The sequence below is a fragment of the Pseudomonas rubra genome, assembly GCF_028656935.1.
In the GTDB taxonomy this organism is placed as follows: Bacteria; Pseudomonadota; Gammaproteobacteria; order Pseudomonadales; family Pseudomonadaceae; genus Aquipseudomonas; species Aquipseudomonas rubra.
In genome coordinates this window covers 156,544-180,257 of record NZ_JAMDGZ010000035.1, presented here as the reverse complement: position 1 = coordinate 180,257, position 23,714 = coordinate 156,544, and the positions used below count along the sequence as shown (strand labels likewise).

Sequence of the window (23,714 nt, the reverse complement as noted above, 5' to 3'; positions counted from 1 at the left end):
CAGGCCTTTTCTGGCCTTTGTCGCCATATTGGGGGGTTTCATCTTGCGTGCGTTTGCTCCGTTCAAGCCGTTGTCTGTTCGTCCTTCACTGCTGGCTGTATGCCTGGCCCTGAGCCTGCAGGCCCAGGCCGCGCCGTTGCAACTGAACCTGCCAGCGCAGCCGCTGGCGGCGTCGCTGAGCCAACTGGCTCAGCAAGCCAAGCTGCAACTGCTGTTTGACGAATCCTTGCTCAACAGCGTTCAGGCGCCGGCCCTGCAAGGTGCTTACGAACCGCTCGAAGCCATCAGCCAACTGCTGCAGAACAGCCGCTTTGCCCTGGTTAAGGTTGGCAATGCCTACGTGGTGCGCCTGCGCGAAGACGATGCCACCGCTGACAACAGCATCCAGCTTGGCGCGGTGAGCGTTGTCGGCAACGGCCAGCAAGTCGACCCGAGCACCGTCGGCCGCTCGACCCTGGCCCAGGAAGACATCGACCGCTACCAGCCCAGCAACATCCCCAGCGTGCTCGCGACCCTGCCTGGGGTGAACATGGGCGGCTCGGCCAAACCCGGTGGCCAGACCATCAACATCTGGGGCCTGGGCGACGCCGAAGACGTACCGATGACCGTCGATGGCGCGACCAAGAGCGGCTTCGAGCGCTACCAGCAAGGCACCGTGTTCATCGAGCCGGAGCTGATCAAGAACATCGAGGTGGAAAAGGGCCCGCACTCGATCTACACCGGCAACGGCGGCTTTGGCGGCAGCGTCAACATGACCACCAAAGATGCCCCCGACCTGCTCCAGGAAGGGCGCAACAGTGGCGCCATGCTCAAGTATGGTTATGCCAGCAACGACCATCAGCAGGTTTACAGCTCGGCACTGTTCGGGCGCACCGACGATGGCCGCATGGATGGCCTGGTGTACCTGACCAAGCGCGACGGCGACGACATGAAGCTGGCCGGCACCCTGCCCGACGCCGAGGGCCGCTACCCGATCAACCCCCAGCGCCTGCCCAACAGTGCCCTGGACCTGGAAGGCGCGCTGCTCAAGGCAAATATGCATTTCACTGACGAGCACAGCCTGGGCTTCTCCTGGTCGCGCTCGGAAAGTGAGCGCTGGGCGCCGTTCTCCTCCACTGCCTACCCGACGCCGCCGACCCAGTGGGACATCGACAGGTTTGGCTACAAGAATGCCCTCAAGCGTTTTTTGGCCAACCGCACGACCACCGACACCACCTGGTCTACTACGTACAAGTATCAGCCGGTGAACAACCCGCTGATCGACCTGCAGGTCAAATACTCGGAGTCCGACACCAAGCAGACCGACGAGCGTGATGCCACAGCGTTCTTCCAGCCGTCCACCGGCGGCCGCAAGATGGACACCGAGTATCAGGACCAGATGCTTGATGTGCGCAACACCAGCCTGTTCGCCACCGGCCCGCTGGAACACGCGTTCACCAGCGGCTTCCAGATCCGTCACCACGAGCGTGACACCCAAATGTGGATGCCCGGCAAAAGCTACGAGATTCCCAAATACAACAACGGCCACTACCAGCCGTACTTCATGCCCAGCGGCACCGTCGACAGCCAGGGATATTTCATCCAGGACGCAGTCACCCTGGGTGACGTGACCATCACCCCGTCGCTGCGTTACGACCATGTCGCCAACAAGGGCAAACAGAACCAGGCGCCATACTACAACGTTGCCGCAAACGGCCACGACTACAGCGAGAAAACCTACACCGGTTGGTCGCCACGCTTGTCAGTGTTCTGGAAAGCCACCGCCAACACCGCCTTCTTCGCCGACTACAGCAAGACCTGGCGTGCACCGGTGCTGGATGAACAATACGAAGTCCAGGGCATCGGCAGCCGCACCGCCAGCAGCCGCAACCTCGACCCGGAACGCATCACCGCCCTGCGCGCTGGCAACGTCACCGACTTTGCCAACGTTTTCATGGCCGACGACAACATGCAGATCCGCACCACACTGTTCCGTAACGAGATCAAGGACGAAATCTTCAAGGCCACCGGGATTGGTTGCGAGGCGCAGTTGGCCAAGGGGCAGAGCATCAACGATGCCTGCGGCAAAGGCCTGATGTCCAACTACCGCAATCTCAAGGGTGTGACCATCAAGGGCTTCGAGGTCGAAAGTTTCTACGACTCGACTTACCTGTTCGGCTCGGTGTCTTACTCGTGGATGACCGGTCGCCATGACGGTGCCTACACCAACCCTTGGGGGCCGGACGTCTGGGCCAAGGACATCCCGGCGCCGAAGTGGATCACCACCCTCGGTGTGAAGATCCCCAACTGGGATGCCAAGGTCGGCTGGCAGGCGCAGTTCGTGCGCAAGACCGACCGCCTGCCGAGCGACAATTATCGCGAGGGCCCGGCCAGTTCCCTGGGTGACCGCTACTACGACCACTATGCCAACGACGACTACCAGATCCATGGCCTGTTCGCCAACTGGAAGCCCCAGCAGCCTTACCTCAAAGGCACCGAGGTCAACCTGACGGTAGATAACCTGTTCAACAACGACTACCGCTCCGAGCTCAGCGGCGAATATGCCTACAGCCAGGGCCGCAACGCCAAGGTCAGCGTCACCCGTTTCTTCTGAGGCAACTGTACGGATGATCTTGTTAGTAACTGTAACAAGATCATCCATCCGCCCTGTGGCTCAATGAGGCTACCTCTCTGCCACAGGCGCTCCGTATGTCCAGCCGCGAAAACACCGGGATGGTTCTAGGCCTTCTCGGTGTGATTATTTTCAGCCTGACCCTGCCCATGACCCGCATCGTCGTGCAGGAGCTGCACCCTTTGCTCAATGGCCTGGGCCGCGCCTTGCTGGCAGCGATTCCGGCCGCGGCGCTGTTGCTCTGGCGCCGGGAAAAATGGCCGACCTGGGTGCAGATCAAAGGCCTGAGCCTGGTGGCCCTGGGGGTGATCCTGGGCTTTCCGGTATTGTCGGCCTGGGCCATGCAAAGCGTACCGGCGTCCCACGGCGCCCTGGTCAACGGCCTGCAGCCCTTGTGCGTAGCGGTGTACGCCGCGTGGCTGTCCCATGAACGCCCCTCGAAAGCCTTCTGGGCCTGCGCCGCCCTGGGCAGTGCCCTGGTACTGGCCTATGCAATGATCATGGGCGCCGGGCAGATCCAGGCCGGCGACCTGCTGATGCTGGCGGCGATTGCCGTGGGCGGGCTGGGTTATGCCGAAGGCGGCCGGCTGGCGCGGGAAATGGGCGGTTGGCAGGTGATCTGCTGGGCCCTGGTGCTGTCGGCGCCGCTGTTACTCGGGCCGGTGGTTTACCTGGCCTTGCAGCATCAGGGGCCGGTGAGTACCAGGACCTGGTGGGCCTTTGGCTATGTGTCGCTGTTCTCACAGTTCATTGGCTTCTTTGCCTGGTACGCCGGGCTGGCCTTGGGCGGCATTGCCCGGGTGAGCCAGATCCAGCTGCTGCAGATCTTCTTCACCATCGCCTTTTCGGCGCTGTTCTTTGCCGAGCAGGTCGAGCCGATTACCTGGGTGTTTGCTGCCGGGGTGATTGCGACAGTGGTGCTGGGGCGCAAGACGCGGGTGCATCCTGCACCTGTGCGGGGCCTGAACTGACGCTATCGCCGGCAAGCCGGCTCCCACAGTGGATCTGTGTACACCGACCCTGTGGGAGCTGGCTTGCCAGCGATTCGAGCGCGCAGCGGTCGCAAAGTTGTCAGGCAGGAATCAAACCATCGGCCCGCAGCAAGGTCTCCAGGCAATGCTCCTTGACCCCATAGAATTCCTTGAGCTGCTGGATCTTCTCCAACAGCGCTGAAGCGTCAACCGGGGTCTGGCGCTTGACCGCCAGGATCATCTTGTTCTTGTTGGTGTGCTCCAGCGAAATGAACTCGAAGACCTTGGTCTCGTAACCGCAGGCTTCCAGATACAAGGCGCGCAAGCTGTCGGTGAGCATTTCGGCCTGCTGGCCCAGGTGCAAGCCGTATTGCAACATCGGCTTGAGCAAACCCGGGCTGTGCAGTTGCGGGCGGATCTGCTTGTGGCAGCAAGGCGAGCACATGATGATCGCCGCGCCGCAGCGAATGCCGGTGTGAATCGCATAGTCGGTAGCGATGTCACAGGCATGCAGGGCGATCATCACCTCGATGGCGCTGGGCACCACACTGCGCACGTCACCGCACTCGAACACCAGGCCCGGGTGCTCCAGGCGCGAGGCCGCAGCGTTGCACAACTCGACCATGTCCGGGCGCAGCTCGACACCGGTCACCTGCGCCTCACGCTGCAGGGTATTGCGCAGGTAATCATGGATGGCGAAGGTCAGATAACCCTTGCCTGAACCGAAGTCGGCGACTCGAAGCAATTGACCGGCAACCAGCGGTGCAGAGTTCAGGGCATGGGAAAACACTTCGATGAACTTGTTGATCTGCTTCCACTTGCGCGACATGGCCGGGATCAACGCCAGTTGCTTGTCGGTCACGCCCAGGTCCTGCAGGAACGGCCGGCTCAGTTCCAGGTAACGCTTCTTCTCCCGGTCATGTTCAGCTGCTGGTGCCTGGCGCACCTGCTGCACGGCGCTGCGGTGGAGCATGGGCTTGCCCTTCTTGCTGAACTCCAGCTGCGCTTCGTCGCTGAGGCTGAGCAGATGAGCATTGCGAAACGAGGCCGGGAGCAATTCGTCGACCAACGCCAGGGCCTGGTCATTGCCCAGGTTGCGGGTAATGTCGCGGGTCTTGTAGCGATAGACGAACGACACACAGGCCTGGCCCTTGACCGTCAGCGGCTTGGCGATGATGCGCTGCAGGGTTTCTTCGTTGCCGACAGGGCGCGCCAGCACCAGCTTGATCAGGGCGTTCTGTTCCAGGCTGGTGGCGAGCAGGCTCAGAAACTGCGCACGCGCATCCGGCGCGGCCTGGGCGATAGGGGAATCGGACATCGAAAAAGGGTGCCTCGGGTAGCGGAGGGAGCGCAGGTTTGCGCAATGCCGGGAATTTTACGTGGATGTGCTCTGCCTGCACAGCTTTTGTCGATCGACGAAAACGTGGCTAATCGAGCACCACCAAGCGATTGGGCAGTTCGTTGCGCTCGTGGGTCAGCGGCACATGGGTGCTGAGCAGCTCACCGCAGGCCTCGATACAGCTGACAAAGCCCTGCACGGTGTGGCCCTGGCGCACCTGTTCGGTAAAGCGCAGGACGATCGCGTCCCACACCCGGTTGTCCAGGTGCCGGGAGATGCCCTCATCGACGAGGATTTCGACATAGCGCTCGGCCTCGCTGACAAAGATCAGCATGCCAGTGCCGCCTTGGGTGTGGTGCAGGTTCTGCTCGAGAAACTGCCGCCGAGCCAGGTTCGCCGCACGCCAGTGGCGCACCGGGCGCGGGATCAGGCGGGTAGTCAGGGCCGGAATGCGAAACAGCAGGCACAAGGCAATAAACGTCAGCCACTGCACGATCAGCAGGCTGTGCACACTCATCCAGCCGCTGAGGTAATGGACGATGCCCGGCACCACCAGAGCCAGCAGGCTGGCCCACAACAGGGGTATATAGGCATAGTCGTCGGCGCGCCTGGCCAGCACCGTAACCAGTTCGGCGTCGGTATGCCGCTCGACCTGGGCAATGGCTTGCGCGACCTGGCGCTGTTGCTGTTCAGTGAGCAAAGTCATGTGCTGCGCTACTCGTTGTCGTTGATTTACCAGCCACCCGACGATCCACCACCGCCGAAGCTGCCCCCGCCACCACTGAATCCCCCACCGCCGCCACCCAAGCCGCCACCGTAGCCACCGCCAAAACCGCCGCCCATACCACCGCGCCCGCTGCCACCCAGGCCCAGCGACTGCAAGGCGAACACCACCAGAATCAGCAGGATGAACAAACCGATGGCCCAGGCCGGGGCACCATCATCAGACTCGTTGCCCAGCGCCCTCGACGGTTCGGCCAGCGGGTTGCCACCCAGAACCTGAAGGATCGCCGCCGTGCCCTGGACAATGCCCTGGCTGTACTCGCCGCGACGAAACGCCGGGGTGATGATGCTGTTGATGATGACCGAGGACTGCGCATCGGTCAGCCGCTCTTCCAGGCCGTAGCCGACTTCGATACGCAGCTTGCGCTCCTGGGGGGCAACGATCAACAGCGCGCCGTTGTCCTTGCCCTTCTGGCCAATACCCCAGTGATGACCGAGCTGGAAGCCATAGTCTTCAATGCTCTGCCCCTGCAGGTCCGCCAGAGTCACAACCACGACCTGCTCGCCAGTGCCCTGTTCATGGGCCTTGAGCATGTTGTCGAGCTGGCTGCGGCTGGCGCCGTCGAGCAGGCCGGCGTTGTCCACCACCCGCCCGCTCAGTGCCGGAAAGCTCAGCTCGGCACGCAGCGGTATGGTGAACAGCAGCGTCAGCAGCAGCGCGAGCCTGAGCAGACGCATCAGAATTTCACTTCAGGCGCTTTGTCGGCATCGGCGCTGGTCGCCTCGAAGTTCTCGCGGATCGGCAGGTCGCTGTACATCACGCTGTGCCACAGGCGCCCGGGAAAGGTGCGAATCTCGGTGTTATAGCGCTGCACAGCGGCGATGAAATCCTTGCGTGCCACGGCGATACGGTTTTCGGTTCCCTCAAGCTGGGACTGCAGGGCAAGAAAGTTCTGGTTGGACTTGAGGTCCGGGTAACGCTCGGACACCACCATCAGCCGGCTCAATGCCCCGCTCAACTGCGACTGGGCCTGCTGGAACTGGCGCAGTTTTTCCGGATCGTCCAGGGTACTGGCATCAACCTGGATCGAGGTGGCCTTGGCCCGGGCTTCTATGACCGCGGTCAGGGTTTCCTGCTCCTGCTTGGCGTAGCCTTTGACCGTTTCGACCAGATTGGGAATCAGGTCGGCGCGGCGCTGGTACTGGTTCTGCACCTGGGCCCAGGCTGCCTTGACCTGCTCGTCATAGTTGGGGATGTTGTTGATCCCGCAACCGGCCAGCAGGCTGCCGAGCACCAGCAGCAGCCACAGGCGCAAACCCTTGAATTGAATTACCTGCATGTCGCTATGCTCCTTGATCGCCGTGATTCACCGGACTTGAGGCATAATCCGTCGTTGCCGCTGGATCAGGATCGCCCAATCGGCTAAAAGATGCCCCAGCAAACTACAACAATAGCCGCTTCCCCTACTTCGGCTGGGCAGTATCGACCGTGAATACTGCCGTAAGCCTTGAGAACAGAATTCATGAACAAGCTGTGTTTGCTGGGCCTGGTAGTCAGCCTGGCCAGTCAGTCGGCCTTTGCCGACACCCCTGCTGCCCCGTTGCAAGACAAACAGGCGTTCATCGCCAACCTGCTCAAGCAGATGACCCAGGATGAAAAGATCGGCCAGTTGCGCCTGATCAGCATCGGCCCGGAAATGCCTCGCGAACGCATCCGCGAAGAAATCGCCGCCGGCCGCATCGGCGGCACGTTCAACTCGCGCACCGCGCCCGAGAACCGGCCGATGCAGGACGCTGCCATGCGCAGCCGCCTGAAGATCCCGATGTTCTTCGCCTACGACGTGATCCACGGCAACCGCACTATTTTCCCGATCAGCCTGGGCCTTGCCGCGACCTGGGACATGCAGGCAATCGCCAAGGTTGGTCGGACGTCGGCCATTGAAGCTTCCGCCGACTCCCTGGACATGACCTTCGCGCCCATGGTCGACATCGCCCGTGACCCGCGCTGGGGCCGCACCAGCGAAGGCTTCGGCGAAGACACCTACCTGACCTCGCGGATCGGCAAGGTCATGGTCCAATCGTTCCAGGGCAGCAGCCCGGCCAACCCCGACAGCATCATGGCCATCGTCAAGCACTTCGCCCTGTACGGCGCGGTGGAAGGCGGGCGCGACTACAACACGGTCGATATGAGCCTGCCGAAGATGTATAACGATTACCTGCCGCCCTACCGCGCCAGCCTCGATGCGGGCGCCGGCGGGGTGATGGTGGCCCTGAACTCGATCAACGGTGTGCCGGCCACGTCCAACACCTGGCTGATGAATGACCTGCTGCGCAAGGACTGGGGTTTCAAGGGCGTGACCATCAGCGACCATGGCGCGATCCAGGAGCTGATCCGCCACGGCGTCGCCCGCGATGGTCGCGAGGCCGCCAAGCTGGCGATCAAGGCCGGCATCGACATGAGCATGAACGACACCCTCTACGGCGAAGAGCTCCCGGGCCTGCTCAAAAGCGGTGAAGTGAGCCAGGCGGAACTCGACCAGGCCGTGCGCGAAGTGCTCGGGGCCAAGTACGACATGGGCCTGTTCAAGGACCCTTATGTGCGCATCGGCAAGGCCGAGACCGACGTCAAGGACTACTACGCCGACCAGCGCCTGCACCGCGACGCCGCCCGCGACGTAGCGCGCCGCAGCCTGGTGCTGCTGGAGAACCGCGCGCAGACCCTGCCATTGAAAAAATCCGGCACCATCGCCGTGGTCGGCCCGCTGGCCGATGCGCCGATCGACATGATGGGCAGCTGGGCCGCCGACGGTCGCCCGGAGCACTCGGTCACCTTCCGCGAGGGCCTGCGCCGGGCCGTTGGCGACAAGGCCAAACTGGTCTACGCCAAGGGCGCCAACGTCACGGGCGACAAGGCGATGTTCGACTACCTGAACTTCCTCAACTTCGCCGCGCCGGAAATCATCAACGACCCTCGCCCTGCCGCGGTATTGATCGACGAAGCGGTCAAGGCCGCCAAGCAGTCCGACGTGGTGGTGGCCGTGGTTGGTGAATCGCGCGGCATGTCCCACGAGTCCTCCAGCCGCACCACCCTGGAAATCCCCGAGTCCCAGCGCGCGCTGATCAAAGCTCTGAAAGCCACCGGCAAACCGCTGGTGCTGGTGCTGATGAACGGCCGGCCGCTGTCGCTGGCCTGGGAACGCGAACAGGCCGATGCGATCCTGGAAACCTGGTTCAGCGGTACCGAAGGCGGTAACGCCATCGCCGATGTGCTGTTCGGCGACTACAACCCGTCGGGCAAGCTGGCCATCACCTTCCCGCGCTCGGTCGGGCAGATCCCGATGTACTACAACCACCTGCGCATCGGCCGGCCGTTTACCCCAGGCAAGCCAGGCAACTACACCTCGCAGTACTTCGAAGAACCGAACGGCCCGCTGTACCCCTTCGGCTACGGCCTGAGCTACAGCGACTTCAGTCTCTCGGGCCTGAACCTGTCGAGCAAGTCGGTGAAGCAGGGCCAGGATCTGCAAGCCAGTATCGTGGTCAAGAACACCGGCAAGCGTGACGGCGAAACCGTGGTGCAGTTGTACGTTCAGGATGTGTCCGCATCCATGAGCCGTCCGGTCAAGGAGCTGAAGAACTTCCAGAAGGTCATGCTCAAGGCGGGTGAAGAACGCACCTTGCACTTCACCCTCAAGGCCGACGACCTGAAGTTCTACAACGGCCAACTGCAATGGGCAGCGGAACCGGGTGAGTTCCGGGTTCAGGTCGGCCTGGACTCGCAGGCTGTGCAAGAACAGAGCTTCGAGCTGCTGTAAAACGTTGCCATGCTCCAAGGGAAGGCCAGGAGGCCTTCCCCACTGCCGGGACTTGCACCATGCCTTCTTCCTTTCGCGCCCTGCGTCTGGGCCTGATTCTGTTCTTCATCCTCGCCGGCACCCTGCTGACCGCAGGCTGGGCCATGCACCATGCCAAGCGCCAATCGATGGTCGAGGATGCACGCCGGGCCAGCGAGCAACTTGGGCTGTATGCCACCTCGCTGCATACCCTGATCGAACGTTACCGTGCGCTGCCCGCCGTGCTGGCCCTGGACCCGGAACTGATCAGCGCCTTGCGCGGCCCGGTCGCTGGCACAGTGCAGGACGCCCTCAACCGCAAGCTGGAGCGCATCAATGGCGCGGCCAACTCCTCGACCCTGGAGTTGCTCGACCGCACGGGCCTGGCGGTGGCCGCCAGCAACTGGCGCCTACCCAGCACCTATGTCGGTTCCAACTATGGTTTCCGCCCCTATTTCAAACAGACCCGCAGCCAGGGTAGCGGCCGTTTCTACGCGGTCGGCGTGACCAGTGGCGTGCCGGGATATTTTCTGTCCAGCGCCGTGCAGGACGAGAACAGCCGCTTTCTCGGCGCCATGGTGGTCAAGCTGGAGTTCCCCGAGCTTGAGCGCGAGTGGCGCCAGGGCAGCGATATCCTCCTGGTCAGCGACGCCCGCGGGATCATCTTCATCGCCAACCAGGACGGCTGGCGTTACCGCGAACTGCAACCGCTGAGCAGCGCCGACCGCGCCGAACTGGCCGTCACCCGCCAGTACGACAAGCAACCGCTGGTGCCGCTGCAGCACCATGTGCTCAGCAGCTTCGACAGCAACAGCCATCTGACGCGCGTGCAGGGCCCGGAAGGCTCCACCGACTACCTGTGGGAGAGCCTGCCGCTGGAAGCCGAAGGCTGGACCCTGCACCTGCTGCGCAAGCCGCAGGTCAGCGAAGACGGACGCAACGCTGCGCTGGCCGCCGCCGCGGTATGGCTAAGCGTGGTTTTCGCCCTGCTGTTCATCAGCCAGCGCCTGCGCCTGGCGCGCTTGCGCCAGCGCAGCCGCGAAGAGCTCGAACGCCTGGTCCAGGCCCGCACCCGCGACCTGCGCACCGCCCAGGAAGGCCTGGTGCAATCGGCCAAGCTGGCGGCGCTGGGGCAGATGTCGGCGGCCCTGGCCCACGAAATCAACCAGCCGCTGACCACCCAGCGCATGCAACTGGCAACCCTGCGCCTGTTGCTCGACAACCAGCGCCTGGACGAAGCACGCCAGGCCCTGGAACCGCTGGAACAGATGCTTACGCGCATGGCGGCGCTCACCGGGCACCTGAAGACCTTCGCCCGCAACAGCCCCAGCGGCCTGCGCGAACGCCTGGACCTGGCCACCGTGGTCGACCAGGCGCTGCAGTTGCTCGATGCGCGCATCCGCGCCGAGGACGTCAGCGTCGCCCTGTACCTGGCCCGTCCGGCCTGGGTGCGCGGCGATGCGATCCGCCTTGAGCAAGTGCTGATCAACCTGCTGCGCAATGCCCTGGATGCCATGGCGCAAAAGAGCTACAAACGCCTGGAGGTACGCATCGATGCCGAACAGGACCACTGGCGCCTGAGCGTGCTCGACAGCGGCGGCGGTATTGCTGCCGAACATCTTGCCTGCGTCTTCGATCCATTCTTCACTACCAAGCCGGTGGGCGAAGGTTTGGGCCTGGGCCTGGCGATTTCCTATGGCATCATTCACGAGGCCGGTGGTCGCCTGCAGGTCGACAACCAACCCGGCGGCGCCCGTTTCAGCCTGACCTTGCCTATGGACCCGGAACCCGCATGTTGAACAGCGTGATGGTCGTCGACGATGAAATCAGCATCCGCACTGCCGTGGAGCAGTGGCTGAGCCTGTCCGGCTTCCAGGTGCAGTTGTTCAGCCGCGCCGAAGACTGCCTCCAGCAACTGCCCGGGCACTTTCCCGGGGTGATTCTCAGCGACGTGCGCATGCCCGGCATGGACGGCCTGCAATTGCTCGAACAACTGCAGGCCAGCGATGCCGACCTGCCGGTGATCCTGCTGACCGGCCATGGCGACGTGCCGATGGCGGTCGAGGCCATGCGTAATGGTGCCTACGATTTTCTCGAAAAACCCTTCAGCCCCGAGGCCCTGCTCGGCAGCCTGCGCCGTGCCCTGGAAAAACGCCAGCTGGTACTGGAGAACCGCCGCCTGTACGAACAGGCCGACTTGAAGGTACGCCTTGAGGCCAGTTTGCTGGGCATGTCCCAGGGCATGCAGCAACTGCGCAAGCAGGTGCTGGACCTGGCCAACCTGCCAGTCAATGTGCTGATTCGTGGCGAAACCGGCAGCGGCAAGGAGCAGGTCGCGCGCTGCCTGCATGACTTCGGCCCGCGCGCCGGCAAGCCGTTCGTCGCGCTCAACTGCGCGGCGATCCCCGAGCAACTGTTCGAAGCCGAGTTGTTCGGCCATGAAAGCGGCGCCTTCACCGGCGCTCAGGGCAAGCGCATCGGCAAACTTGAATACGCCAATGGCGGTACGGTGTTTCTCGACGAAATCGAAAGCATGCCACTGGCCCAGCAGGCCAAACTGCTGCGGGTGGTGCAGGAGCAGAAACTCGAACGCCTGGGCGCCAACCAGAGCATCAGCGTCGACTTGCGGATCATTGCCGCAACCAAGCCCGACCTGCTCGAGGAAGCCCGGGCCGGGCGCTTTCGCGAAGATCTGGCCTATCGCCTGAACGTCGCTGAATTGCGCCTGGCACCGTTGCGCGAGCGGCGCGAAGACATCCCACTGCTGTTCAACCATTTTGCCCGCCTGGCCGCCGAGCGCGTCGGCCGTACTGCACCGATGCTCAATGGTACGCAACTGGGCAGGCTGCTCGGCCATGACTGGCCGGGCAATGTTCGCGAACTGGCCAACGCCGCAGAACGTCATGCCCTGGGGCTAGGCGAGCCGGAACCGGCGCAAATCGAAACAGGGCAATCGCTGGCAGCCCAGCAGGAGGCCTTCGAGGCCCAATGCCTGCGCGCCGCCTTGAGCCGGCACAAGGGTGAGATCAAGGCGGTAATGGAAGAGCTGCAACTACCGCGGCGCACCCTCAACGAGAAGATGCAGCGCCACGGCCTACTACGCGAGGATTTTCTCGGGCCCGCTTGATCGAAGCAGTTGACCACCATAAGCGGACTTTCGCCTACCCACCCATATGGATAGGCGGTTTTCCGCTCACCCTATCCATTCGACCCTTCTAGACCGGGCCTCCAGCACCTGGCACAGCTTCTGCTATAGCCCTGGCAGGCTGCGTTTCGGCGCGCTCCACAAAAACAACTATGAAGGTCCCTTCGATGGATAACTCCACCACCCTGCCAGCCGGGGCGGCCGTTGCGCCCGCCGCGGACAAAACCACCCGAAGCCGCCTGAAGTCGATTTTCAGCGGTTCGATCGGCAATATGGTCGAATGGTACGACTGGTACGTCTACGCCGCATTCTCGCTGTACTTCGCCAAAGCCTTCTTCCCCGCTGGCGACACCACTGCCCAACTGCTCAATACCGCCGCGATCTTCGCCGTGGGCTTTTTGATGCGCCCGATCGGCGGCTGGCTGATGGGCATCTACGCCGACCGCAAGGGCCGCAAGGCCGCACTGATGGCCTCGGTCCTGCTAATGTGCGCAGGCTCGCTGGTCATCGCCCTGACCCCGGGCTATGAAACCATCGGCGTTGCAGCACCGGTGCTGTTGGTCATCGCCCGGCTGATGCAAGGCCTGTCGGTGGGTGGCGAATACGGCACCTCGGCCACCTACCTGAGCGAGATGGCCACCAAGGAACGTCGTGGCTTCTTCTCCAGCTTCCAGTATGTGACGCTGATTTCCGGCCAGCTCATCGCCCTGGCGGTGCTGATCATCCTGCAGCAGACCCTGACCACCGAGCAGCTGTATGCCTGGGGCTGGCGCGTACCCTTCGTGATCGGCGCGCTGTGCGCAGTGGTTGCCCTGTACCTGCGTCGCGGCATGGAAGAAACCGCCTCCTTCACCAAGAAGGAAAAGTCCAAGGAAAGCCTGATGCGCACCCTGATGCGCCATCCCAAAGAGCTGGCCACCGTGGTCGGCTTGACCATGGGCGGCACCCTGGCCTTCTACACCTACACCACCTACATGCAGAAGTACCTGGTAAACACGGTAGGCATGAGCATCAGTGACTCGACCACCATCTCGGCGGCGACCCTGTTCCTGTTCATGTGCCTGCAGCCGGTCATCGGCAGCCTCTCCGACAAGATCGGCCGGCGTCCGATCCTGATCGCCTTCGGCGTGCTCGGCACCCTGTGCACAGTACCGATCCTCACCACCCTGCACACCATCCAGACCTGGTGGGGCGCGTTCTTCCTGATCATGGCGGCGCTGATCATCGTCAGCGGCTATACCTCGATCAACGCAGTGGTCAAAGCCGAGCTGTTCCCCACCGAAATCCGTGCCTTGGGCGTTGGCCTGCCGTACGCCCTGACCGTGTCGATCTTCGGCGGTACTGCGGAGTACGTTGCGCTGTGGTTCAAGAGCATCGGCATGGAAACAGGCTATTACTGGTACGTGACTGCCTGTATCGCCTGCTCGCTGCTGGTGTATGTGTTCATGAAGGACACCCGCAAACATTCGCGGATTACCACGGACTGACGTCTAGCCACAGGCAATAAGAAGGGGGCATCCGCCAGCGGATTGCCCCCTTTTTTGTTTATGGCGCTTTAACGCGCAATTAATTTTTGCTCTTCATTGTTCAACTATCCAATCGCGGGGCAAGCCCGCTCCCACAGAAGTCTGTGTAGGAGCGGGCTTGCCCCGGGATAGAGGCTAAACTGTTGCCATACATATCGATATATTTGATTTTTAAGTGCGAATTTTTGCGCTTTTTAATCAAATTAATCGGAGTAGCATTCAATCCATAGAAACAAACACCCCCTCACCACCTCGGAGCAACAACCATGAAAAGCAAACTGATCCTGACCCTGGCCTTCTCGGTACTGGCTGCCAACGCTTTCGCCGAAGACGGCTTCGACCGCACCAACAGCCACAACTTCAGCGCCGTGCAAACCCAGTCGGCCACTTATGCAGAAGACGGTTTTGATCGTACCGGTGGTGCCAAATTTGCCGAAGATGGCTTCGATCGCACTGGTGGCGCGAAATTCGCCGAAGACGGTTTCGATCGCACCCAGGCCCATCGCATCAGCTAAGCCCTGATGCAACGCAGTCAGCCCGGCTTCGGCCGGGCTTAGTTGTTTTCAGCACGGCAAAGCCTTGGCACACTAGAGGCTTACTCACGAAGGACGGCTTTCGGGCCAGCGCAGATGTATTACTACGAACCGGCAAAAGGCCACGGCCTACCCCATGATCCGTTCAATGCCATCGTCGGCCCACGCCCGATAGGCTGGATTTCCTCCCAGGACGCCGAAGGTCGCTTGAACCTTGCGCCCTACAGCTTCTTCAACGCCTTCAACTACATTCCGCCGATCATCGGTTTCTCAAGCGTCGGGCGCAAAGACAGCCTGAACAACATCGAGCAGACCGGTGAGTTCGCCTGGAACCTGGCCACCCGGCCACTCGCCGAAGCCATGAACCAGAGCTGCGCCGCCGTCGCTCCACAGGTCGACGAGTTTGCCCTGAGCGGGCTGACTCCGGTGGCATCAAAGGTAATTGCCGTGCCGCGGGTACAAGAGAGCCCGGTGTCGTTCGAGTGCAAGGTGACGCAGATTATCCAGCTGCAACGCGCCGACCAGGCCCTGGTGCCCAGTTGGTTAATTATGGGTGAAGTGGTGGCCGTGCATATCGCCGAGCATCTGCTCAAGGATGGCATTTACGATACCGCCGCCGGCCAGCCGATCCTGCGTGGCGGCGGCCCGGCGGACTACTTTGAACTGGGTAACCTGTTCAAGATGGCCCGCCCGCAGGTCAACGGCTGAGTTACCAGACCAGCTCGGCGTCGTCATCGACGCCCTGCAGGCGCTCAAGCTCGACACAGGCCGCTTCATCAGCAGCCAGGGCAGTGTTGAAGGTCTGCCCTGCAAGAACCTTGTGAAAGCGCGGTGCCCCGGAGGCGCCCAGGCCTTTGACGGCGATGGCGGCGTGATAACCGTCCTCGCCGCGTACCGCCGCCGATACTGCTTCGAACTGGGAAAATTCTTTACGTGCCATGTGCTTTGAAATCCACATCAATTGCCTGAAGCCGCCATTCTAACCTGCGCAAGGCTCGCCGAAGGTATGCAGGTCGAGGCTGTCGACCACTCGCGCCTGCACCAGCTCGCCGAATAGCTCAAGGGTCGGTGAAGCGAAGTAACCACTCATCGCTTGCTGATCGCGCCAAAAACCACTGAGTAGCCACAGGTCGGCGTCGGCCTGGGAGCGCTGGAGGCTGAAATTCAGACAACCAGGCGCTTGGCGCGACGGTTCCAGCAGGTGACGCAAGCGCTCGCCCAACTCCTCTGAACGACCGCTGCTGGCCCGGATAAATGCAAGGTGGGTGACCGAATGTGCCGAGGTCATGTGCGTTCTCCATGTGCAGCCAGATGAAAATGCCAGGTTGCACAGGTTAGGCCACGTACCCGTGCGACGGTTAGGCGATTCCTGCCGAGCGCTTGCCTGATCCTGCGTTCGCTGCAGGATCAGGCAAGCGCTCGGCAGCTTTCGACTAGCGCCCTGACTTGCACAAACCTATCCTGCAGGCGTTCTCTGAGGAATTATTCCGATGCCTGCAATCGACCCCGACCGCCTGATCCTCGACCCGGCCCTGGAGCACCAGCGCCAGGAGCTGGCCGAACTTATCCATCGTCATGCGCCACGCCAGGCGGGTGACGAGTCGGTGGTCGAGGACCTGTTTCTGGCGCGCTACGAAGAAAGCGTACGCTCGCTGCCGGCCCTGGCCAAACCTGCGCTGTGCATCCTGGCCCATGGCAGCAAGGAAGTGAGCCTGGGCGATGAGCGTTACATGTATGACCCGTTGCATTACATGGTGGTCTCGGTGGCATTGCCGATCAGCGGCGTGCTGCTGGAAGCCAGCCCGGCAAACCCCAGCCTGGGCCTGCGCCTGAACATTGACCCGGCGCAGATCAACAACCTGCTGGCCGATGCCGGCCCTCTGGGCGTACCGGCGCTGCCGTCGGGCCGCGGCCTGTATGTGGAGCGTACCGACCCGCTGCTGCTCGATGCGCTGTTGCGGTTGATTCGCCTGCTGGATTCGCCCAAGGACATCCCGATCCTTGCACCGCTGATCCAGCGCGAGATCCTCTACCGGCTGCTGCGTGGGCCACAGGGTTATCGGCTCTATGAAATTGCCATGGCCAACAGCCAGACCCACCGGGTGTGCCAGGCCATCGAATGGCTCAATCAACATTTCCATCGACCGCTGCGCATCGATGAACTGGCGCGGGAGGTCAACCTGAGCACCTCGACCTTGCATCACCGCTTCAAGGCACTGACCTCCATGAGCCCGTTGCAGTACCAGAAGCAGCTGCGCCTGCAGGAAGCGCGACGGCTGATGCTCAATGACGGGCTGGAAGCGGCGGTGGCCGGTTATCGGGTGGGCTATGAAAGCCCCTCGCAGTTCAGCCGGGAATACAGCCGGTTGTATGGGGCTCCTCCGGTAAGGGACTTGGCCAAATTGCGCAATGCGCTTTAGATTGCCCTGACCACGTGTTTGATCTCCTGAAACGCACTCAACCCCCAAGGTCCCAGCTCCCGCCCCAGGCTGCTTTGCTTGTATCCACCCCAAGCGGTCTGCGGGAAGATCACCTGCGGCGCGTTGATCCATACCAGCCCCGCCTGCAGCCCATTGGCGACCCGCTCAGCCGCCTGCAAGTCACGGCTGAGCACACTGGCCACCAGGCCGAATTCGGTGTCGTTGGCCAGCGCCAGCGCCTCGGCTTCAGTGGCAAACGAACGCACGCACAACACCGGGCCAAAGATCTCCTCGCGCCACAAGGCGCTGTCCAGCGGCACCTCGGTGAACACTGTAGGGCTGACGAAATAACCACAAGGCAGATCCGCCGGCCGTGAACCACCACAAAGCAACTGCGCCCCCGCTTGCACACCCGCGGTGATGTGCGCCTGGACCCGCTGGTACTGGGCCTGATTGACCAGTGGGCCCATTTCGCTTGCACCACTGAACGGCTCACCGACACGAATCGCCTCAGTGCGAGCCTTCAGCGCATCGATAAAGGCCGGGTACAGGGTTTCGGCTACCAGCACCCGGCTGGTGGCCGAGCACATTTGCCCGGCATTGAAAAAACCACCCAGGCAGGCCAGCTCCACCGCAAGCGCCAGGTCGGCTTCTTCGAGCACCAACAAGGACGACTTGCCGCCCAGTTCCAGGCTCACGCCCTTGATCGTCTCCGCCGCCCGCTGCATGACCTGCACCCCCACCGCATTGCTGCCGGTGAAGGAAATCTTGGCGATACGCGGATCACCCGCCAACGGTGCACCCACTGCTAGCCCAGTACCACAAACCAGGTTGAACACCCCTTCCGGCAGCCCTGTTTCGGCGATGATCGCTGCCAGTTCCAGCTCGGCCAGCGGCGTGACTTCCGAAGGTTTGAGCACCACACAGCAACCTGCCGCCAAGGCTGGCGCCAGCTTCCAGGCGGTGGTGACCATGGGGAAGTTCCACGGCACGATCAGACCGACCACGCCGCACGCTTCACGACGCACCCGGGCGACAAAGTCTTCGCTGGGCAGCGCCACCGAGCGGTCGCGTCCAAGGTTGTCCGCAAGCTCCGCGTAATAGCCGAAAGTGGCGACAACATCATCGACATCGATATGGGCTTCAGCCAGCGGCTTGCCGTTGTTGCTGGCTTGCAACTGCACCAGGCGCTCGCGGCGTGCTTCAACGCCCTCGGCAATGGCCCGCAGAAGGGCCGCACGGGTCGGCCCGCTGGACGCGGACCACTCAATAAACGCCGCCTGGGCCGCCAGCGTTGCCCGCTCGACCGCCGCGGCATCGCCACCGGCCACTTCGGCCAGCACCTGCTCATTGCTCGGGTTGATCACTGTCAGTGTCTGGGAGCCATGCTGCCAGACGCCTTCGATGTAGAGACCAGGCAGCTTGATCATGCTGGCACCGCCTGCATCCAGGTGGCCTGGTCGATTTCGATCAGGCTCGGGCCCTTGCGATCGCAGGCCTGGCGCAAGGCTTCGCGCAGTTGGGCGACGTCACCCACTGACTCGGCACTGCAGCCCAGGGCCTTGGCGACACCGATAAAATCAGGGGTGTAGATATCGACGCCGACCGGTTCGATGGCGCGGTTGACCATGTAGCGCTTGATCTCTTCATAACCCTGGTTATTCCACAGCAGCACGATCAGCGGTACCTGCGCCTCACGGGCACTGGCCAGCTCCGGCAGGGTGAACTGCAGGCCGCCATCGCCGATCAGGCACACCACCGGTGCGCGCTCGGCCGCCGCCTGCGCGCTGCCCAACCAGGCGCCCATGGCCGCTGGCAGTGCGTACCCCAGGGTGCCATAGCCGGTCGAGGCGTTGAACCAGCGCCGCGGTTGGTCCATGTCCAGGGTCAGGTTGCCGGTGTACACCGGTTGCGTCGAATCCCCGACCAGCACTGCGCCGGGCAGGGTTTCGAGAATAGTGTTGAGCATGCGCGTCTGGCTGCGCATCGGCAGGTCGCGCTCGCTTTCCAGCACTTCACGCAGGCGTGCGGCACGCGCCGCGCCCCACTCGCTGCTGCGCACAGGTGCCGGTTGTTCGGCCAGGGCGACCAGCAAGGCCTGGGTAGCAAGGGTCGAATCAGCGACCAGGGCGACCTTCGGCGGGTAGTTGCGTACGGTCTGGTCGGGGTCGATATCGATGCGCAGCAGCTCGCCCGGGATCTCGAAGCCGCCCTTGAAGGTCACGTCGTAGTCGGTCTCGGCAAGCTCGGTGCCTATCGCCAGCACCACATCGGCCTCGGCGACCAGGGCGCGAGTGGCCAGCAACGATTGGGTCGAGCCGATCTGCAACGGGTGGCTGGCCGGCAATACGCCCTTGGCGTTGATGGTCAGCGCTACCGGTGCCTGCAGGTACTCAGCCAGGCGGGTCAGCGCGGCGCTGGCATCGATGGCACCGCCACCGGCCAAAATCAGTGGGCGACGCGCTGCCGCCAGCATCCCGGCCATTTGCGCAACGGGCGCAGGCGCAGCGCCGGCGCGAGCGATACGCACCGGCGCACTGGCCAGCAGGTGGTCAGCCTCTTGCACCAGTACATCCAGCGGAATCTCGATATGCACCGGGCGCGGACGGGCGCCATCAAACACTGCAAAAGCACGGGCCAGTACCGACGGCAGGTCATCAGCGCTCATCAAGGTGTGGGAGAACGCCGCCACCCCAGCCACCAGATTGCCTTGCGCTGGCAGCTCATGCAGCTTGCCGCGCCCGCCGCCAAGCTGGTCGCGTGACTGCACGCTGGAAATCACCAGCATCGGAATCGAATCGGCGTAGGCCTGGCCCATGGCGGTGGTGATATTGGTCATGCCTGGGCCGGTGATGATGAAGCACACGCCCGGCTTGCCACGGGTACGCGCATAGCCGTCAGCCATGAAGCCTGCGCCTTGCTCGTGGCGCGGGGTGATGTGGCGGATGCTTGAACGCGCCAGGCCGCGATAGAGCTCCACGGTATGCACGCCGGGAATCCCGAAGACATGGTCAACACCATAGTCTTCAAGGAGTTTTACCAGTACTTCGCCGCAAGTTACCATGATCATATGCCTGTAGTTGTTCGGGAAACGGCCTTTATTGGACCGCCCGACGGCTACCTGCACAATGCAAAAAAGCTCATACTAGCCATGTCCTCAGATCATGGCTAAAGCCGATGAAACGCCTGCCTCCCCTGCCTGCCCTGCACACCTTTCTGATCACGGCCCAGTGCTGCAACTTCACCCGCGCTGCGCAACAGTTGCATATCACCCAAGGGGCAGTAAGCCGGCAGATCGCCGGGCTGGAAGAACACCTGGGCTACCCGCTGTTCCTGCGCCAGGCTCGAGGCCTGAGCCTGACCCGCGAAGGCCAGGACTGGCTGCCACGAGTGCAGCAGGTATTCGCCTTGCTCGAAGAAGGGGTGCGCCAGGTCGGCGCACGCAGTACCACATTGCAGCTCAAGGCGCCGACCTGCGTGATGCGCTGGCTGCTGCCGCGCCTGATGGAGTGGCAAGCGCTGCGCCCGGACGCGCCGGTGGAGCTGACCACCACGGTGCAGCATGGGGTGGATTTTCGTCACGAAGTATTCGATGCCGCGGTGGTCTATGGCGCTCGGCCCAACCATGGCCTGCCGACCCTGAAACTGTTCGATGAACAACTGACGCCGGTGTGTGCGCCGCAACTGCTCAGCGGCGCCCTGCCCTTGCAGCAGGTCGCCGACCTTGACCAGCACATGCTCCTGCATCCGACCCGCGACCAACGCGACTGGAACGCCTGGCTCAGCGCCGCCGGGGCGAGCCTGCCCCGCCAGGGCAAGGGCCAGCATTTCGAAACCCTGGACATGGCCATGTCGATGGCCTCCCAGGGAACCGGGGTAGCCATCGGCGACCGGGCGCTGATCGGCGATGACCTCAAGTGCGGTCGGTTGGTCACCCCGTTTGCACTCAAGGTCAGCACCGGCCAGGCCTATTACCTGGTGCGACCCCAAGGGGCGGCTTCAGCGGCTATGACGGAACTGCTCGCCTGGTTGTGCGAGCAGGCCCAGGCCCCTCAATAACCCACAGTGAAGCGCTGGCGCGAGTGCGCCGGCTTTTCCACTTCATCGAGCATGGCAATGGCGTAGTCGGCAAAGCTGATCCAGCTCTTGCCGTCGGCGCCGATCAACAGGTGGTCCTTGCCCAGCGTGTAAGCGCCGCTGCGGGCACCTTCGACAAATTCTGCCGAGGGTGACAGGAAGGTCCAATCCAGGTCCTGTTCCTGACGCAAGGTATCAAGGTAGTGACCACCGGCGGTTGCCTCGGCCTTGTAGGCCTCGGGGAAATCTGGGCTGTCGATGACCTTATGCCCCGACGGCAGCAGCAAGCTACCGGCGCCACCGACAACCAGCAGGCGCTTGACCCCGGCCTTCTTCACCGGCTCGATGATGGCCTGTGGCTTGATGCTGGAAAAATGCGCAGCACTCAGCACCACGTCATGCCCAGCGACGGCCTGTTGCAGGGCAGCGCTGTCGCTGACATCCAGCGCCACGGTGTTGACCCCTTCACGCCCCTGCAGCTTCGAAGGATCACGGGCAATGGCGGTAACGCTATGGCCACGGCGCAGGGCCTCTTCCAGCAACTGGCTACCGGCACGGCCGGTAGCACCAATGATTGCGATCTTGCTCATGGGAACTCTCCAGTCAGAATGAATTGACGCTTACCACTTCATCTCGCCCTTGGCGACCTTGGCACCGAGCTCCAGCGAACTCTCTTCGCCCAGCTCCGGGTAACGCTTTTTCATCGCCGCGATCAGTTCCGCGGCATTGCCAGCCTTGGCGGTTTCTTCGTCAAAGGCGCGGATATAGTCCGCAGTGAACTGCACCGACTTGAGCGAGCGGCTGCTCTGGCCCAGGTAGTGACCCGGGATCACGGTGTCAGGCTTGAGCTGTTCGATGCGCTTGAGGGTCGCCAGCCAGTCCTTGTGCGATTGCGCCGACTGGGTATCAGCCATCCACACGTGCAGATTCTCGGCGACCACCACGCCACCGACTACCGCTTTGATCGATGGAATCCACACAAAGCTGCGGTCCGGCTGCGGGCCGTCAAGGCCAATCACTTCCAGGCGCTGGCCTTCAAGTTTCAGTTCATTGCCTTGCAACACCTGCGGAACGATCAATTTTTCCGGTTTGTCGGCGCCCATCTGCGGGCCCCAGTAGGCGAGCTTGCCGTCCATGGTCTGCTTGATATGGGCAACGGTCGCCGCCGACGCCACGACCTTGGCCTTGGGGTAGGCATGGGTCAGGGTCTGCAGGCCGAAGTAATAGTCCGGGTCGCCGTGGCTGATATAAATAGTGGTCAGATTTTTGCCGCTCGCTTGCAGCTTGGCCAGTACCTGCTCCGCCTGGCCCTTGCCGAACTGGGCATCGACCAGAATGGCATCATGCTTGCCGCTGACGATCACCGAACTGACCGGAAACAGGGCGTTGGTATCGGGGTTGTAGACATCCAGGCTCAGCGGCTCGGCGGCTGAAGCCTGGGCCATGGCCCCCAGCGTTGCGAAGGCCAGCAGCAGGCGGCGTAGGGAAAACGAACGAGGCATCGGGCAATTCCTGTGAGGTGGGCGATGAACAACAGCTTAGTTGCACGATCCGTCACAAAAAATGCGATGCTTAGGATTAGTTTGTTTCTAAAAGCGGGCAAATCATGGATCGTCTGACAGCAATGCGGGTCTTCGTCAGCGTGGTCGACCTGGGCAGCCAATCGGCCGCCGCCGACCATCTGGAGCTTTCCCGGCCGGTGGTTTCCAGGTACCTGGCCGAGCTTGAGGACTGGGTCGGCGCACGCCTGATGCAGCGCACTACGAGGCGCCTGAGCCTGACTGCGGCCGGCCAGGAAACCCTGCCGCGCTGCCGGCAGATGCTCGATCTTGCCGGTGACCTGCAGGCAGCCGTCAGCACCCCGAACGATGCTCCGCGCGGCGAGTTGCGCATCAGTGTCAGCACCTCGTTCGGCCAGGCGCAGTTGATGGACGCCGTGGCCGATTACGTCAAACGCTACCCTGGGGTGAAAATCGACCTGCAGATGCTCGACCGCACGGTGAACCTGGTGGATGAGCGCATCGATCTTGCGATCCGCACCAGCAACGATCTGGACCCCAACCTCATTGCCCGCCGCCTGAGCGTTTGCCGCTCGGTGATTTGCGCCTCCCCCGCCTACCTGCAGCAGCACCCGGCGCCTGAGCAGGTCCAGGACCTCAGCCAGCATAACTGCCTGACCCACTCCTACTTCGGCCGTAGCCTTTGGCACTTTCACCTGGACGGTGAGGTGGTCTCGGTGCCGGTGCAGGGCAATATCAGCGCCAATGAGGCCATGACCCTGCAACGGGCGGCACTGGCCGGCGCGGGCGTGGCGATGCTGCCGACTTACCAGGCCGCCGACGCCCTGCGCAGCGGTCAGCTGATTCGCCTGTTGCCCCAGGCCAAACCGCGGGAACTGAACCTCAACGCCGTGTACACCTCACGCAAGCACATGCCGGCGACCCTGCGCAGCATGCTCGACTTCCTTGCCGAGCGCTTTACCGCCGAGCCGATCTGGGACCGCGACCTGCTCTAGATCGGGCGTACCTGGACAAGC

General features: G+C 62.7%; 20 protein-coding genes and 1 pseudogene. 11 read left to right on the top strand and 10 right to left on the bottom strand.

The genetic code is table 11. The features are described from left to right. Positions 1–40: 40 nt before the first annotated feature. Positions 41–2,593, top strand: coding sequence for a TonB-dependent receptor (locus tag M5G17_RS17130; protein WP_420793384.1), 2,553 nt, complete (start codon positions 41–43; stop codon positions 2,591–2,593). A gap of 95 nt (positions 2,594–2,688) precedes the next feature. Further along, positions 2,689–3,582 carry a DMT family transporter gene (locus M5G17_RS17125; RefSeq protein WP_273894099.1) on the top strand — a complete coding sequence of 298 codons (894 nt, stop codon included), beginning with the start codon at positions 2,689–2,691 and terminating at the stop codon, positions 3,580–3,582. Positions 3,583–3,682: 100 nt separating this feature from the next. Here M5G17_RS17125 and M5G17_RS17120 read toward each other — a convergent pair whose 3' ends face one another. From M5G17_RS17120 to M5G17_RS17105, 4 genes are all read right to left on the bottom strand, one after another. Next, the gene (locus M5G17_RS17120; RefSeq protein WP_273894098.1) at positions 3,683–4,900 is read right to left on the bottom strand and encodes a class I SAM-dependent methyltransferase; all 1,218 of its coding nucleotides are present in this window, start codon (positions 4,898–4,900) and stop codon (positions 3,683–3,685) included. Between the two features lie 109 nt (positions 4,901–5,009). Then, on the bottom strand, positions 5,010–5,627 hold the full coding sequence (locus M5G17_RS17115) for a TPM domain-containing protein (RefSeq protein WP_130266055.1): 618 nt from the start codon (positions 5,625–5,627) through the stop codon (positions 5,010–5,012). 26 nt (positions 5,628–5,653) lie between these two features. After that, positions 5,654–6,382 carry a TPM domain-containing protein gene (locus tag M5G17_RS17110; RefSeq protein WP_273894097.1) on the bottom strand — a complete coding sequence of 243 codons (729 nt, stop codon included), beginning with the start codon at positions 6,380–6,382 and terminating at the stop codon, positions 5,654–5,656. Beyond that, complete coding sequence (locus M5G17_RS17105; protein WP_273894096.1) at positions 6,382–6,984, bottom strand: LemA family protein; 603 nt, start codon at positions 6,982–6,984, stop codon at positions 6,382–6,384. Before M5G17_RS17105 ends, M5G17_RS17110 begins: the two co-directional genes overlap by 1 nt. Before the next feature lie 183 nt (positions 6,985–7,167). Here M5G17_RS17105 and bglX point away from each other — a divergent pair, with 183 nt between their 5' ends. The 6 genes and pseudogenes from bglX to M5G17_RS17075 all read left to right on the top strand — a co-directional run bounded on the left by bglX (position 7,168) and on the right by M5G17_RS17075 (position 15,389). Then, entirely contained in the window at positions 7,168–9,459 is a 2,292-nt protein-coding gene (bglX, locus tag M5G17_RS17100; protein ID WP_273894095.1) for a beta-glucosidase BglX, read from the top strand. Positions 9,460–9,518: 59 nt separating this feature from the next. Beyond that, positions 9,519–11,276, top strand: a complete 1,758-nt coding sequence (locus tag M5G17_RS17095; protein WP_273894094.1) for an ATP-binding protein — start codon at positions 9,519–9,521, stop codon at positions 11,274–11,276. Then, positions 11,270–12,604 (top strand): sigma-54-dependent transcriptional regulator, encoded by a 1,335-nt coding sequence (locus tag M5G17_RS17090; protein WP_273894093.1) that lies wholly within the window; start codon positions 11,270–11,272, stop codon positions 12,602–12,604. Before M5G17_RS17095 ends, M5G17_RS17090 begins: the two co-directional genes overlap by 7 nt. A gap of 185 nt (positions 12,605–12,789) precedes the next feature. Then, positions 12,790–14,109: an MFS transporter gene (locus M5G17_RS17085; RefSeq protein ID WP_273894092.1), complete on the top strand. Its 1,320-nt coding sequence runs from the start codon at positions 12,790–12,792 to the stop codon at positions 14,107–14,109. Between the two features lie 305 nt (positions 14,110–14,414). After that, positions 14,415–14,660, top strand: a pseudogene (locus M5G17_RS17080) (hypothetical protein); the annotation flags it as partial. 117 nt (positions 14,661–14,777) lie between these two features. Continuing rightward, on the top strand, positions 14,778–15,389 hold the full coding sequence (locus M5G17_RS17075) for a flavin reductase family protein (protein ID WP_273894091.1): 612 nt from the start codon (positions 14,778–14,780) through the stop codon (positions 15,387–15,389). A 1-nt stretch (position 15,390) separates the two neighbouring features. Here M5G17_RS17075 and M5G17_RS17070 read toward each other — a convergent pair whose 3' ends face one another. Both M5G17_RS17070 and M5G17_RS17065 read right to left on the bottom strand, forming a co-directional pair. Further along, positions 15,391–15,621 (bottom strand): hypothetical protein, encoded by a 231-nt coding sequence (locus tag M5G17_RS17070; protein ID WP_273894090.1) that lies wholly within the window; start codon positions 15,619–15,621, stop codon positions 15,391–15,393. A gap of 39 nt (positions 15,622–15,660) precedes the next feature. Continuing rightward, positions 15,661–15,969: an antibiotic biosynthesis monooxygenase family protein gene (locus M5G17_RS17065; RefSeq protein ID WP_273894089.1), complete on the bottom strand. Its 309-nt coding sequence runs from the start codon at positions 15,967–15,969 to the stop codon at positions 15,661–15,663. A gap of 202 nt (positions 15,970–16,171) precedes the next feature. Here M5G17_RS17065 and M5G17_RS17060 point away from each other — a divergent pair, with 202 nt between their 5' ends. Further along, positions 16,172–17,101: an AraC family transcriptional regulator gene (locus M5G17_RS17060; RefSeq protein WP_273894088.1), complete on the top strand. Its 930-nt coding sequence runs from the start codon at positions 16,172–16,174 to the stop codon at positions 17,099–17,101. Here the strand turns inward: M5G17_RS17060 and M5G17_RS17055 are convergent. After that, a complete protein-coding gene (locus tag M5G17_RS17055) occupies positions 17,098–18,531 on the bottom strand; it encodes an aldehyde dehydrogenase family protein (RefSeq protein ID WP_273894087.1) in 1,434 nt (477 codons plus the stop codon). The two genes, M5G17_RS17060 and M5G17_RS17055, sit on opposite strands and share 4 nt — an antisense overlap. After that, positions 18,528–20,165, bottom strand: a complete 1,638-nt coding sequence (locus M5G17_RS17050; protein WP_273894086.1) for a 5-guanidino-2-oxopentanoate decarboxylase — start codon at positions 20,163–20,165, stop codon at positions 18,528–18,530. The genes M5G17_RS17055 and M5G17_RS17050 overlap by 4 nt, the downstream gene beginning before the upstream one ends. 113 nt (positions 20,166–20,278) lie before the next feature. Here M5G17_RS17050 and M5G17_RS17045 point away from each other — a divergent pair, with 113 nt between their 5' ends. Continuing rightward, positions 20,279–21,160: a LysR substrate-binding domain-containing protein gene (locus tag M5G17_RS17045; protein ID WP_273894085.1), complete on the top strand. Its 882-nt coding sequence runs from the start codon at positions 20,279–20,281 to the stop codon at positions 21,158–21,160. Here the strand turns inward: M5G17_RS17045 and M5G17_RS17040 are convergent. Together M5G17_RS17040 and M5G17_RS17035 are read right to left on the bottom strand one after the other, a co-directional pair. Beyond that, the gene (locus tag M5G17_RS17040) at positions 21,154–21,768 is read right to left on the bottom strand and encodes an NAD(P)-dependent oxidoreductase (protein WP_273894084.1); all 615 of its coding nucleotides are present in this window, start codon (positions 21,766–21,768) and stop codon (positions 21,154–21,156) included. The two genes, M5G17_RS17045 and M5G17_RS17040, sit on opposite strands and share 7 nt — an antisense overlap. Before the next feature lie 30 nt (positions 21,769–21,798). Then, positions 21,799–22,680 carry an MBL fold metallo-hydrolase gene (locus M5G17_RS17035; RefSeq protein WP_273894083.1) on the bottom strand — a complete coding sequence of 294 codons (882 nt, stop codon included), beginning with the start codon at positions 22,678–22,680 and terminating at the stop codon, positions 21,799–21,801. A gap of 104 nt (positions 22,681–22,784) precedes the next feature. Here M5G17_RS17035 and M5G17_RS17030 point away from each other — a divergent pair, with 104 nt between their 5' ends. Beyond that, entirely contained in the window at positions 22,785–23,693 is a 909-nt protein-coding gene (locus M5G17_RS17030; RefSeq protein WP_273894082.1) for a LysR family transcriptional regulator, read from the top strand. Positions 23,694–23,714: the final 21 nt, after the last annotated feature.